The 12,907-nt window shown below is 53.4% G+C and carries 10 protein-coding genes; 5 read left to right on the top strand and 5 right to left on the bottom strand.

Annotated elements, in window-relative coordinates; genetic code table 11:
* Positions 1-415: 415 nt before the first annotated feature.
* Both tkt and fumC read left to right on the top strand, forming a co-directional pair.
* Entirely contained in the window at positions 416-2,395 is a 1,980-nt protein-coding gene (gene tkt / locus DQM57_RS02500) for a transketolase (RefSeq protein WP_111726644.1), read from the top strand.
* A 148-nt stretch (positions 2,396-2,543) separates the two neighbouring features.
* Positions 2,544-3,932, top strand: a complete 1,389-nt coding sequence (gene fumC / locus DQM57_RS02495; RefSeq protein WP_111726642.1) for a class II fumarate hydratase — start codon at positions 2,544-2,546, stop codon at positions 3,930-3,932.
* A 76-nt stretch (positions 3,933-4,008) separates the two neighbouring features.
* Here the strand turns inward: fumC and DQM57_RS02490 are convergent, their stop codons facing one another.
* From DQM57_RS02490 to yjgA, 4 genes are all read right to left on the bottom strand, one after another.
* On the bottom strand, positions 4,009-4,932 hold the full coding sequence (locus tag DQM57_RS02490; RefSeq protein WP_111726640.1) for a DMT family transporter: 924 nt from the start codon (positions 4,930-4,932) through the stop codon (positions 4,009-4,011).
* Between the two features lie 62 nt (positions 4,933-4,994).
* Complete coding sequence (recJ, locus tag DQM57_RS02485) at positions 4,995-6,695, bottom strand: single-stranded-DNA-specific exonuclease RecJ (protein WP_111726639.1); 1,701 nt, start codon at positions 6,693-6,695, stop codon at positions 4,995-4,997.
* A gap of 68 nt (positions 6,696-6,763) precedes the next feature.
* Complete coding sequence (locus tag DQM57_RS02480; RefSeq protein ID WP_111726636.1) at positions 6,764-7,477, bottom strand: YidX family protein; 714 nt, start codon at positions 7,475-7,477, stop codon at positions 6,764-6,766.
* A 46-nt stretch (positions 7,478-7,523) separates the two neighbouring features.
* Positions 7,524-8,036: a ribosome biogenesis factor YjgA gene (gene yjgA / locus DQM57_RS02475; protein ID WP_107996968.1), complete on the bottom strand. Its 513-nt coding sequence runs from the start codon at positions 8,034-8,036 to the stop codon at positions 7,524-7,526.
* 152 nt (positions 8,037-8,188) lie between these two features.
* Here yjgA and pmbA point away from each other — a divergent pair, with 152 nt between their 5' ends.
* Positions 8,189-9,520 (top strand): metalloprotease PmbA, encoded by a 1,332-nt coding sequence (gene pmbA / locus DQM57_RS02470; RefSeq protein WP_111726634.1) that lies wholly within the window; start codon positions 8,189-8,191, stop codon positions 9,518-9,520.
* A gap of 325 nt (positions 9,521-9,845) precedes the next feature.
* On the opposite strand, the gene DQM57_RS02465 is transcribed toward pmbA, so the two are convergent.
* Positions 9,846-10,049, bottom strand: coding sequence for a cold-shock protein (locus tag DQM57_RS02465; protein WP_003682902.1), 204 nt, complete (start codon positions 10,047-10,049; stop codon positions 9,846-9,848).
* 249 nt (positions 10,050-10,298) lie between these two features.
* Between DQM57_RS02465 and clpS the strand changes: the two genes are divergently transcribed.
* Positions 10,299-10,601, top strand: a complete 303-nt coding sequence (clpS, locus tag DQM57_RS02455; RefSeq protein WP_111726632.1) for an ATP-dependent Clp protease adapter ClpS — start codon at positions 10,299-10,301, stop codon at positions 10,599-10,601.
* A 1-nt stretch (position 10,602) separates the two neighbouring features.
* Complete coding sequence (gene clpA / locus DQM57_RS02450; protein ID WP_111726630.1) at positions 10,603-12,894, top strand: ATP-dependent Clp protease ATP-binding subunit ClpA; 2,292 nt, start codon at positions 10,603-10,605, stop codon at positions 12,892-12,894.
* Positions 12,895-12,907 lie beyond the last annotated feature (13 nt).

The following is a 12,907-nucleotide window of genomic DNA, read 5'->3' as shown; positions in this document are numbered from 1 at the left end:
CAACTTTATGCACTTATTTTGATACGCAAAAAGATAAATATCCGAACAATACCGCCCCCAAATACGCCGCCCCTTCACGGACAAAACTATATGTGCTGAACACTTCCTTATTTGAATATAATTAAAAAACAACGGGTAAGAAATAAATAGGCAAATGACTGCAAAAAACGTCGATACCCTCATCATAAACAAACTCTATTTATTCAATAAATAATTTGTAACACTTTGTTTTCAAAAGTATAGAACCACCTTTCACATTCAGGCTGAAACCAACATCCCGATACCCGGAGCATATATCCTTCCGGCACAGCAGTACCGCCTGCCCCTCCTTTTCTTGAAAGCATATGCGAATCGGGCGATAATCAACGCCGTCTAACCATCCACTTATCCAAAACACCAGCAAGGAAGATATAAAATGTCTCAACTGGCAAACGCAATCCGTTTCCTCTCCGCAGATGCCGTTCAAAAAGCAAATTCCGGCCACCCCGGCGCGCCTATGGGCATGGCGGAAATGGCAGAAGTATTGTGGACGAAATTCCTGCATCACAATCCCGCCAACCCCAAATTCTACAACCGCGACCGCTTCATCCTCTCCAACGGCCACGCATCCATGCTGTTGTACAGCCTGCTGCACCTGACCGGCTACAACCTGAGCATTGAAGACCTGAAAAACTTCCGCCAGCTGCACAGCAAAACCCCCGGCCACCCCGAATACGGCTACACCGACGGCGTGGAAACCACAACCGGCCCGTTGGGGCAAGGCATTGCCAACGCAGTGGGCATGGCATTAGCCGAAAAAATCCTTGCCGCCGAATTTAATAAAGACGGTTTGAACATCGTCGATCATTACACCTACGTTTTCATGGGCGACGGCTGCCTGATGGAAGGCGTATCGCACGAAGCCTGTTCGCTTGCCGGCACTTTAGGCTTGGGCAAACTGATTGTTTTGTATGATGACAACAATATTTCCATCGACGGCAAAGTGGATGGCTGGTTTACCGAAAACATCCCGCAACGCTTTGAAAGCTACGGCTGGCACGTCGTTCCCAACGTAAATGGTCATGACACCGCCGCCATTCAGACGGCCATCGAAGCCGCCCGCGCCGAAACCGGCAAACCGTCCATCATCTGCTGCAAAACCTTAATCGGCAAAGGCAGTGCCAACAAAGAAGGCAGCCATAAAACCCACGGCGCACCTTTGGGCGCAGACGAAATCGAAGCCACACGCAAACATTTGGGCTGGGCTTACCCCTCCTTTGAAATCCCGCAAGAAATTTACGACGCATGGAGCGCGAAAGAACAAGGCGCGAAATTGGAAGCCGAATGGAACGAACTGTTCGCGCAATACCAAGCCAAGTATCCTGCCGAAGCCGCAGAATTCGTGCGCCGCATGGATAAAAAACTGCCGGACAATTTCGATACATACGTTCAAGCCGCATTGAAAGAAGTGTGCGCCAAAGCCGAAACCATCGCCACCCGCAAAGCCAGCCAAAACAGTATCGAAATCCTCGCCAAAGCGCTGCCCGAACTGGTAGGCGGTTCTGCCGACCTTACCCCGTCCAACCTGACTGACTGGTCAAACAGCGTCTCCGTTACCCGCGACAAAGGCGGCAACTACATCCACTACGGCGTGCGCGAGTTCGGCATGGGCGCCATCATGAACGGCCTTACCCTGCACGGCGGCGTGAAACCCTTTGGCGCGACCTTCCTGATGTTCAGCGAATACGAACGCAACGCCTTGCGCATGGCGGCACTGATGAAAATCAACCCCGTGTTCGTGTTCACCCACGATTCCATCGGTTTGGGCGAAGACGGCCCGACCCACCAACCTATCGAGCAAATCGCCACCCTGCGCCTGATTCCGAATATGGACGTATGGCGTCCGTGCGATACCGCCGAATCGCTGGTGGCATGGGCGGAAGCGGCAAAAGCCGAAGACCACCCGTCCTGCCTGATTTTCAGCCGTCAAAACCTGAAATTCCAAGCGCGCAACGAACAACAACTGAACGACATCAAACGCGGCGGCTACGTCATCAGCGAAGCCCAAGGCAACGCCCAAGCCGTCATCATTGCCACTGGCTCAGAAGTCGAGCTGGCTTTGGAGGCGCAAAAAGCCCTCGCCGCGCAAAACATCGCCGTACGCGTTGTTTCCATGCCGTCCACCAACGTCTTCGACCGCCAAGACGCCGCCTATCGAGCCGCCGTCCTGCCGGAAAGCCTGCCGCGCATCGCCGTAGAAGCCGGACACGCCGACGGCTGGTACAAATACGTCGGCCTGAACGGCGCAGTCGTCGGTATCAACCGCTTCGGCGAATCCGCCCCTGCCGAACTGCTGTTTAAGGAATTCGGCTTTACCGTGGGAAATGTGGTTGATACTGTGAAATCAGTGCTGTAACCCCACACCTAAACAAATGCCGTCTGAAACCAATTAGGGTTTCAGACGGCATTTTTATATTCTCGCTGCCATGATGCTTTCTCATCCCACCAATCTCCATTATAATATTTGCGAATCACTCTTATTCACATTTAAAAAGGAGAAACGCATGAGCACCCGTACCGAACACGACACCATGGGCAATGTCGAAGTCCCGTCCGAAGCCTATTGGGGCGCGCAGACCCAGCGCAGCCGCAACAATTTCAAAATCGGCGGCGAAACCCTGCCGCAGCCGCTGATTTATGCTTTGGCGCTGGTGAAAAAAGCCGCTGCCGCCACCAATGTTTCCCTCGGTAGGATTAAGCCCGAACAGGCGGATTTGATTACGCAGGCGGCGGATGATGTGTTAAACGGCAAGCTCGACGGGCAGTTCCCCTTAGTGGTTTGGCAGACTGGCTCCGGCACGCAGTCCAATATGAACATGAACGAAGTGCTGGCGAACCGTGCCAACGAAATCGCCGGTACGGGTTTGGCGGCGTATCAGCCCGTCCATCCCAACGACCATGTGAACCACGCTCAATCGACCAATGACGCGTTCCCGACTGCTATCCATGTCGCCGCCGCGATTGAAATCAACCGCCACCTTATTCCGGCGGTAAAAGCCTTGCGCGATACATTGGACAAAAAAGCCCAAGCCTTCGCCCCCATTGTTAAAATCGGCCGTACCCACTTGCAGGACGCGACGCCGCTGACTTTGGGTCAAGAATTTTCCGGCTACGTTTCCCAGCTCGACCACGGCTTAGGCCGTCTGAACGACGCGCTCAAAGGTTTGTACGAACTCGCCTTAGGCGGCACAGCAGTTGGCACAGGTTTGAACAGCCATCCCGAATACGCCGAAAAAGCCGCCGCCAAGCTCGCCGAATTGTCCGGCCTGCCGTTTGTCAGCGCGCCGAACAAATTTGAAGCCTTAGGCGGACGCGATGCCGCCGTTGCCGCATCGGGCGCATTGAAAACGCTGGCGGCAAGCTTGAACAAAATCGCCAACGACATCCGCTGGCTGGCAAGCGGTCCGCGCTGCGGTTTGGGCGAAATCAAAATTCCCGAAAACGAGCCGGGTTCGTCCATCATGCCGGGCAAAGTCAACCCGACCCAATGCGAAGCAATGACCATGGTGTGCTGCCAAGTGTTCGGCAACGACGTTACCATCGGCATGGCGGGCGCGTCGGGCAATTTCGAGCTGAACGTCTATATGCCCGTTATCGCCTACAACCTCTTGCAATCCATCCGTCTGTTGAGCGATGCGTGCAACAGCTTCAACGAAAACTGCGCCGTCGGCATCGAACCCGTGCCGGAAAAAATCGACTATTTCCTGCACCATTCCCTGATGCTGGTTACTGCGTTAAACCGTAAAATCGGCTACGAAAATGCCGCCAAAGTCGCCAAAACCGCTTATAAAAACGACAAATCGCTGCGCGAAACCGCCATCGAATTGGGCTTGTTGACGGGCGAAGAGTTTGATGAATTGGTCGTTCCTGCCGATATGGTTCATCCGCGCTAATCTTTCCCTCAAATAAAATGCCGTCTGAAACCTCGTTCAGACGGCATTTTCCGTGATAAGCACACTATCGTATACATTACCGGTACTTAAACAGCCTGTCTCCGACTGCCGCCATGACCGCACCCCCTACCACGATGAAAGCACCGGCATAAGCCAAACCATTCATATCCGGTGCGGAAAAAATATCAGGCATAAGATGGTGTCCGAGTATGGAAAACATCATGGTAAAGACAGGAATCAGGGTCGTAACCACACTGACTTTGGAAGCCTCCCAGTGTTTCAATGCCTCGCCGAACGAACCGTAACCGATCAACGTATTCATGCAGCAATAGGCAAAGAATGACCATGCCGCCACGCCCTTCAAACTGCCTATGTTCGCCGGTTCGGCAAAAGGCAGGAGCACGGCGGCACTTGCCGCATAAATCAGCATCAAAATCTGTTGCGAGCTGAATTGTACCGACAACAGCTTCTGTGCCACGCCGTAGCATACCCAAACCGTACTGCCTGCCGCGCACAGCAACACGCCTTGCGCATACGCGCCCAAACCCGACAATTCTCCCAATTTATCGTTGAAAAACATAAATAAACCGATTAACAGCAAAACCAAACCGATTCTCTGTGCGGCAGTCATCCTGTCTTTGAACACCACCACGCCGACAAAAATCATGGTAAACGGCGAAAGCTGCCACAAAACCTGCGTCGTGGTCGGTGAAATATAATGCAGGCCTTGGGCTATCAGCACAAAGTTTGCCGAAATGCCGGCCACACCGAGCAATAACAGCCTAAACGTCCGCCAAGAAAAATCCCGGCGCTTCGGCAGCCTCCCCGCCGCAGCCAAAAAAAACAGCAGCACGGATGCCGCCACGGTAAAGCGTATCCACACCAGTGTCGGCGCATCAATGAATTTCAGTACCTGCTGCGCGGCAATGGGCAGCGTCCCCCAAGTTGCCGTAGCCAAAAGTGCCAACAAAAAACCCAAAGCAGGTCTTTGGTTTTCCATATTTGTTTTTCCTCTGTTTACCCGATGCCGTCTGAAAACCCTTCTCAGACGGCATCAACTACTTACGCGGCTTCCCAGTAGTCGATATAAAGCTGCAATTCGAGATTGTTGCGCCATTCGTTAGCCACGGGGCGGTACACCGTGCGGATGTATTCGGGGATGTCTTCGCTGCAACGCCAAAACATGGCTTCAAATTCGCAGCCGTCTTTTTGCAGCCAGACTTTTTTGTGTTTTCCCTCCGCGCCCAACGGCTGCTGGCGGACGACGTGAAATTCGTCGGTAAAACTCGGCGGAGCGAAGCCCTGCCCCCAAACGTGTCGGGCGAGGTTTTGCGCCTGTTCCAACGTGATGTCGCGTGCAGGCAGGCTGCCGTCGGTGATGAAGGTTTGCGACAAATCGTCTTCGCACACCATCTCGCGCACGGCTTCTTCAAAGGCCGTCTGAAACGCGGGAATATTGTGTTCGAGTATGCTCAAACCCGCCGCCATCGCGTGTCCGCCGAATTTCAAAATCAAATCGGGATGGCGTTTGGACACCAAGTCCAAAGCATCGCGCAGGTGCAGATTGGGAATGGAACGTCCCGAACCGCGCACTTCGCCGTTGTCGGCAGGCGCAAACACGATGGTCGGACGATAAAAACGGTCTTTGAGGCGGCTGGCAACGATGCCGACCACGCCTTGATGGAAGTCGTCGCGATACGCCACCAAAGTTGTCTGCCCTGAAGGCAGGGTTTCGGGAAAATCATTCAGCGCGTCTTGCAGCATAGATTGCTCGATTTCGCGACGTTCGATATTGAGATTGTTTAACTGAGCTGCCAGTTCCTGCGCCTCGGCATCATCTCGCGCCAACAGACAGGCAATGCCGACCGACATATCGTCCAACCGTCCGGCGGCGTTGATGCGCGGCCCCAACGCAAAGCCCATATCAAACGGCTGAGCCTTGCGCCAATCCCGTCGCGCCACTTCAAACAAGGCGCGGATACCGGGGCGCATTTTGCCCGAACGCATCCGTTTCAAACCTTGAGACACGAGGATACGGTTGTTGTGATCGAGGGAGACGACGTCGGCAACGGTACCGAGTGCGACCAAATCCAAAAGGTCGCCCAGATTCGGCTCTTTCATGCCGTCTGAAAAATAATTGCGGCGGCGCAGTTCGGCACGCAAAGCCATCAGTACATAAAAAATCACGCCCACGCCCGCCAAGCTTTTGCTTTGAAAACCGCAGCCTTTTTGGTTCGGATTGACGATGATGCAGTCGGGTACGGTCTCGGCAGGCAGATGGTGGTCAGTTACAATCACATCCAAACCCAATTCCTGCGCACGCGCCACGCCTGCAATACTGGCGATACCGTTATCGACCGTAATCAGCAAATCCACGCTTTGCTCCGCCGCGATTTCAGCCAGCTCGGGCGTTAAGCCGTAGCCGTGTTCAAAACGGTTGGGCACGAGAAAATCCACTTTCGCCCCCATCGCCGCCAAACCGCTCATACCGACGGAACACGCCGTCGCGCCGTCTGCATCATAATCGGCGACAATCAGGATTTTTTCCTGACGCTCAACCGCATCCGCCAAACGGCCGGCGGCGGCTTCGCAGTTTGTCAGCGTTTGATACGGCAAAAGCGCAGCAAGCTTGTCGTCCAATTCGGCAGGACTTTGCACACCGCGCGAGGCACAAAGCCGGGCGATTAAAGGATCGGCACCGGCGGTGAGCAAATGATTAAAAACGTCGGTATTGACGGATCGGGTTTGGATTTTGGCTGACATGACGAAGTTTTTTCAAGATATGATGAGGCTGAAATGCCGTCTGAAAGCTTTTCAGACGGCATTGCTGTTTATTTGCGGGCGGCATCCACGACCGCGCCCAGAGCAGCCGCAGGCAAAGCCAGTACCGCGCCCGCCGCATCCAGTATCAACAAGGGGGGCGTATGTAAGATATTTTCAAACAGCTTGAATTTGTCGGTATGTTTTTCCGTAACCGTGTAATAAATATCGGCAGGCACACTTTGCTCAAAATGATAATCGGCGTTCAGTTTTTGCGGCGTGGCGTAGTATTTGCCTTTTGCGGATACGCAGCGCGTGTAAATGGTCCGATTGTCGAGTTCGACCGCTTTAAACTCAAGCTGTTTCAGCTTGGCGATGTCGGCAGGTCTGTCGGTATCGTAGCGCAGGCAAAGGTCGTCGGTACTGAAATTCTGGCTGCCGGGCGATTCGAGTTTGACCGGCAGGGCTTGGTAGGCAAAGCGTGGGTTGGGCTGAACCATTTGGAAGGGTTTGTCTAACCCAATCTTCAAAATGCCCGTCAGCTTCGCCGAATCTTCAGGATTGACGACGAACCAGTATTTCCCGCCCATCATCACCAGGCTGCCCTTTTCCAATTGGGCATTGTCTTTGGCAACCACACCGAAGGCGCGGATTTGGTCTTTGTCAACGTGTTTATAGGCGGTCGTTTCGCTGAACGGGTCGTTCATGCCCCACATCATTGCCGTACAGCCGTTCAACATCAAGGCTGCCGCTAAAACGGCGGCGGTCGTTTTACGGAACAACATTTTATCCTCCAATCCGAATAACGGCGGATGCCGTCTGAAAATATGCCTAGGCTTCCCCTGTTCCGCCTTGGCTTTCCATAACGGTTTTCAATTCTTGAAACAGGGCGCGGAAATTTTTCGGTGGTTTGTTTTGCTCCTGCTCTTTTTTGGTATTGCGGATGAGTGTCCTCAGCTTGCCCGCGTCCGCATGCGGAAAATCCGACATAAACTGCGTCAACGCGCCGTCGTCTGCCAACAGCCGTACGCGCGCCTGTTCCACACGTTGCAAAAAGGCATTGTGCGCCGCATCGTCGCCGCGCAGCTTGGCAAGAAACGCCTCGATGGGCGCGGGATCGGTATCGCGCATCAGCCTGCCGATAAATTGCGCCTGCCGCTTGAGCGCACCGTTGGATGTGATTTTTTTATAGGCGGTTACCGCCTCGTACAAATCCGCATCCAAACCGATTTTTTTCAGCGTATCGTTTGAGAGCTTGGTCAACGCCATGCCCAAATCCTGCAAATCGTTCATCTGCTTTTTCATTTGGGTTTTGCTGACCCATTCATCTTCTTGTTCAAACATCTTGGTTCTCAAATTTTATCCGATAGGCGCATTTTAACAGAATGATTCCGCGTTCAGACGGCATTTTTCCCCATGCGCCTTTTAACTGGTACTTTTGCCCCTGCCGTCCGAAACGGTTAAAATGCCGCAACGCTCCACCAAGAAAGATTTCTATGCTGTTCAACCACACCGCTTCCGAACTCCTCGACCTCTGCCGCCGCACGCTCGACTTGGCAAAAGCGACGGGCGCAACCGCCGCCGAAGCCGACTTCAGCGAGTCGCTCGGTCAAAGCGTCAGCGTGCGCTTGGGTGAAATCGAACAAATCGAGTTCCAGCAGGACAAGTCGCTGGACATTACCGTTTACGTCGGCAAACGCAAAGGCCGCGCCAGTACTGCCGACTTCTCCGAAAAAGCCCTGCAAGACACCGTCAAAGCCGCCATCGACATCGCCCGCTACACTGCCGAAGACGATTGCGCAGGTTTGGCAGACGCTTCGCTTATGGCGCAATACGTCGGCAACCTCGACCGTTACCACGAATGGGATTTAAGCACGGAAGCCGCCGTCGAGTTGGCAAAACAATGCGAACAAGCCGCCCTGAACGAGGATGAGCGCATCGAAAACTCCGAAGGGGCGGCGGTACAAACCGGACATTACCAATACGTTTACGGCAACACCCACGGTTTTGCCGCACACCAGCAAGGCACGCGCCACAGCATTTCATGCAGCGTCGTTGCCGCCGACGAAAACGGCATGCAGCGCGACTACTGGTACGATTCCTCCTGCCGCCATCAAGACATGGACAGCCCGGCGCAAATCGGTCAAACCGCCGCCGAACGTACCTTACGTCGTTTGAACAGCCGCAGCATTCCGACCGGAAGCTACCCCGTCCTATTCGATGCGACCGTTTCGGGAGGTCTGATCGGACACCTCGTCGGCGCACTGTCCGGCGGCTCGCTCTACCGCCAAAGCAGCTTCCTGATCGACAGTATAGGCAAACAGGTTCTGCCCGATTTCCTCAGCCTGCGCGAAGAGCCGCATATTCCCCGCGCCTTCGGCAGCACCTATTTCGATTCCGAAGGCGTCGCCACGCGGCCGCGTTTCGTTATCTGCGACGGCATTGTCGAAGGCTATTTCCTCAGCAGTTATAGCGCGAGAAAACTCGGTATGCAGACCACGGGCAACGCCGGCGGCGCGCACAACCTTTATTTGAACCATACGCACGAAACGCAATCAGACCTGCTGAAAGAAATGGACACGGGATTGTTGGTAACCGAGCTCATGGGGCAAGGCGTAAACGCCATTACCGGCGACTACTCGCGCGGTGCGGCGGGTTTTTGGGTGGAAAACGGCATCATTGCCTACCCCGTCCATGAAATCACCGTTGCCGGCCGCCTTCAGGATATGTACCGCAACATCGTCGGCGTGTCCGATGATGCCTTACGCCGCTCGTCCAACCAAATCGGTTCTATCCTGATAGGAAGCATGACGGTTGCCGGCAACTGAAACCCCAACCGGATGCCGTCTGAAAACAAAGGGCCGAACCTGCAGCGGTTCGGCCCTTTGTTGATACATCATTTCTTTTAGATTTCCGCAAAAATCCCTGACAAACAATCTGCACATTTTTTAATCATATAGGATTTTCCCTTATTCCTCAGCATACTATCAAACATATCCACAACAGGATTCACACAGGCTAAGGATAAAGCAGATAAAAAGACACCTGTTCTTTTCAGACGGCATTCCCCCTGTTTCTGCAAACGGCAAAACAAAACGGCAGGACATCGTCTGTCCTGCCGTTTCACATATACGGTTTCCCGTACACTCGGGATTAAGCAGCCTGAATGTTAGCAGCTTGTTTGCCTTTAGGGCCGGTGGTTACGTCGAAAGATACGCGTTGACCTTCTTTCAGGGTTTTGAAACCATCCATGTTGATCGCTGAGAAGTGAGCGAACAAATCTTCGCCACCTTCGTCAGGAGTGATGAAACCAAAACCTTTAGCGTCGTTAAACCATTTTACGATACCGGTTGCCATTAGAAACTTCCTATACTTAAAAATTAACAAAATCAGCAAAATAAGGCATACAGCAAACTTAAACGTTCAGCGTTTCTCCCCAGCTTTATATACTTGGTCGAGTGCCGGCTTCTGCTTAACCGTCTTTTTACATTTGTTAAGCCGAAACGTCAAGCTATGTTTCCAAAAAAGTGAGAAAATAAGCGGAAAGACCGAAAATACAACAGAAATGCCGTCTGAAAACGGCTTCTTCCCGATAGAAAACAACTTATGACGACACACTGCCAATCCGATACGCTTTTAAGCGACCAAAAAACCGCCCCACCGAAACGTTACGGCGTTTTCCTATTGAACGACGATTACACCACGATGGAATTTGTCGTTGAAATCCTGACCGAAATCTTCATACTCGGACAAGAACAGGCGGTAGCGGTAATGCTCTTGGTTCATCACGAAGGCAAAGGCCTGTGCGGCACTTACACGCGCGATATTGCCCAAACCAAACAGCAACAAGTCATGCAGCGGGCAAAAGCCGAAGGGCATCCGCTGCAATGTATTGTCGAGGAGATTTAATATGCTTGCCCCTGAATTGGAACAGATTTTGCAGCAGCTTTACCGCGAGGCGCGTAAGGCTCATTATGAATTTATCAGCCTCGAGCATCTGCTTTTGGTACTCATCGAAGAAGATGCTTCCGTCCCCAACGTCCTCAAGCTCTGCGGTGCGGATTTGAAAGTGGTGTCCGAACAACTCGCCGCCAGCGTTGCCGAAAACACCCCCCTGATTCCCGACCACCTTTTAGACACGGTCGAAACCCAGCCCACGCTCGGCTTCCAACGCGTTATCCAACGGGCCATGGTGCATACCCAATCGGCAGGCAAAGGCTTGGTCGAGCCTTTGGACATTTTGGTCGCGCTGATGAGCGAAACCGACAGCCACGCCGTCTATTTCCTCAAGCTGCAATCGGTTACGCGTTTTGAAGTTTTGCGCTGTATTGCCCACGGCTCTCCCGATGAAGATGAAGACGATGGCAACTATTCTTCAGACGGCATGGACGACGATAATGAGAACCGCACCAAACCGAGCAAAAACCCTTTATCGGACTACACCGTCAACCTCAACGCCGAAGTCAAAGCCGGCCGTATCGACCCTTTGATTGGTCGCAAACACGAAATGGAACGGCTGGTGCAAATCCTATGCCGCCGCCGCAAAAACAATCCGCTTTTGGTTGGTGAGGCGGGCGTGGGTAAAACCGCGCTGGCGGAAGGCTTGGCACATCAAATCGTCAACGACGATATTCCCGACGCGCTTAAAGATGCCGAAGTGTACGCGCTAGATATGGGTTCTCTTTTGGCGGGCACAAAATACCGCGGCGACTTTGAAGCGCGGGTCAAATCCGTCTTGAAACAGCTCGAAAAAATCCCGCACGCCATTTTGTTTATCGACGAAATCCACACCATCATCGGCGCGGGCAGCACCAGCGGCGGCACGATGGACGCGTCCAACCTGCTCAAACCTGCGCTGGCGAAAGGCTCGCTGCGCTGCATCGGCGCAACCACTTACGACGAATACCGCACCATTTTCGACAAAGACCACGCCTTAAGCCGCCGTTTCCAAAAAATCGACGTGGTCGAACCTACCATTTCTGAAACCGTACAAATCCTGCGCGGCTTGAAACCGATGTTCGAAGACTTCCACCAAGTGCGCTACACGCAAGGCGCACTCGAAGCCGCCGCCGAACTCTCCGCCCGCTACATCAACGAGCGTTTCCTGCCCGACAAAGCCATCGACGTAATGGACGAAGCAGGAGCGGCACAACGGATTCTGCCCAAATCCAAACAGAAAAAAGTCATTGGCAAAGCGCAAATCGAAACCGTCATTGCCAAAGTCGCGAGGATTCCCGAAAAAACCGTGTCGCACGACGACAAACAAGTCCTGCAATTCCTCGGCCGCGATTTGAAAAACATGGTTTACGGTCAAGAAAATGCCATCGATGCATTGGTTGCCGCCGTCAAAATGTCGCGCTCCGGCCTTGCCCTGCCCGACAAACCGATAGGCAGTTTCCTCTTCTCCGGCCCGACCGGCGTCGGCAAAACCGAAGTCGCCAAACAGCTTGCCTACTCGATGGGCGTACCGCTGCAACGCTTTGATATGTCTGAATACATGGAACGCCACGCCGTATCGCGCCTCATCGGCGCGCCTCCGGGCTACGTCGGCTTTGAACAAGGCGGCCTTTTGACCGAAGCCGTCAACAAACATCCGCACTGCGTATTACTCTTGGACGAAATCGAAAAAGCCCACCCCGACATTTTCAACGTCCTCCTGCAAGTCATGGACACAGGCAAACTGACCGACAACAACGGCAAGAGTGCCGATTTCCGCAACGTCATCCTGATTATGACCACCAACGCAGGCGCGGAAAGCCTCAGCCGCCCCAGCCTCGGCTTTACCGCCAAACGCGAGCGCGGCGACGAAATGCAGGCAATCAACAAACTCTTCACGCCCGAGTTCCGCAACCGCTTGGATGCGATTATCCCGTTTGCGCCCTTGTCCGAACCCATTATCGTCAAAGTCGTGGACAAATTCCTGCTCCAGCTCGAACACCAGCTCCTCGATAAAAAAGTCGAAGCCGAATTCACACCGGCCTTGCGCAAATATCTGGCGGAAAAAGGTTTCGACCCGCAAATGGGCGCACGCCCGATGAATCGTCTGATTCAGGAAAAAATCCGCAAACCGCTCGCCGACGAACTCCTGTTCGGCAAACTCGCCGAAGGCGGCTTCGTATGGATAGACTGGGATGCGGCAAAAGAAGAAGCCGTGTTGAAATTTAAGAAAAGCAAGGTCAAAATAAAAACCGCCCCCGCATAAAATCAAAAATGCC

It is taken from the genome of Neisseria cinerea (genome assembly GCF_900475315.1).
GTDB classification, from domain to species: Bacteria; Pseudomonadota; Gammaproteobacteria; order Burkholderiales; family Neisseriaceae; genus Neisseria; species Neisseria cinerea.
This window is presented reverse-complemented; position numbering and strand designations above follow the sequence as displayed.

Coding starts and splice junctions, on each gene's coding strand:
- tkt (WP_111726644.1), top strand. CDS start 416: ATGTCTCAACTGGCAAACGCAATCCGTTTCCTCTCCGCAGATGCCGTT.
- fumC (WP_111726642.1), top strand. CDS start 2,544: ATGAGCACCCGTACCGAACACGACACCATGGGCAATGTCGAAGTCCCG.
- DQM57_RS02490 (WP_111726640.1), bottom strand. CDS start 4,932: ATGGAAAACCAAAGACCTGCTTTGGGTTTTTTGTTGGCACTTTTGGCT.
- recJ (WP_111726639.1), bottom strand. CDS start 6,695: ATGTCAGCCAAAATCCAAACCCGATCCGTCAATACCGACGTTTTTAAT.
- DQM57_RS02480 (WP_111726636.1), bottom strand. CDS start 7,477: ATGTTGTTCCGTAAAACGACCGCCGCCGTTTTAGCGGCAGCCTTGATG.
- yjgA (WP_107996968.1), bottom strand. CDS start 8,036: ATGTTTGAACAAGAAGATGAATGGGTCAGCAAAACCCAAATGAAAAAG.
- pmbA (WP_111726634.1), top strand. CDS start 8,189: ATGCTGTTCAACCACACCGCTTCCGAACTCCTCGACCTCTGCCGCCGC.
- DQM57_RS02465 (WP_003682902.1), bottom strand. CDS start 10,049: ATGGCAACCGGTATCGTAAAATGGTTTAACGACGCTAAAGGTTTTGGT.
- clpS (WP_111726632.1), top strand. CDS start 10,299: ATGACGACACACTGCCAATCCGATACGCTTTTAAGCGACCAAAAAACC.
- clpA (WP_111726630.1), top strand. CDS start 10,603: ATGCTTGCCCCTGAATTGGAACAGATTTTGCAGCAGCTTTACCGCGAG.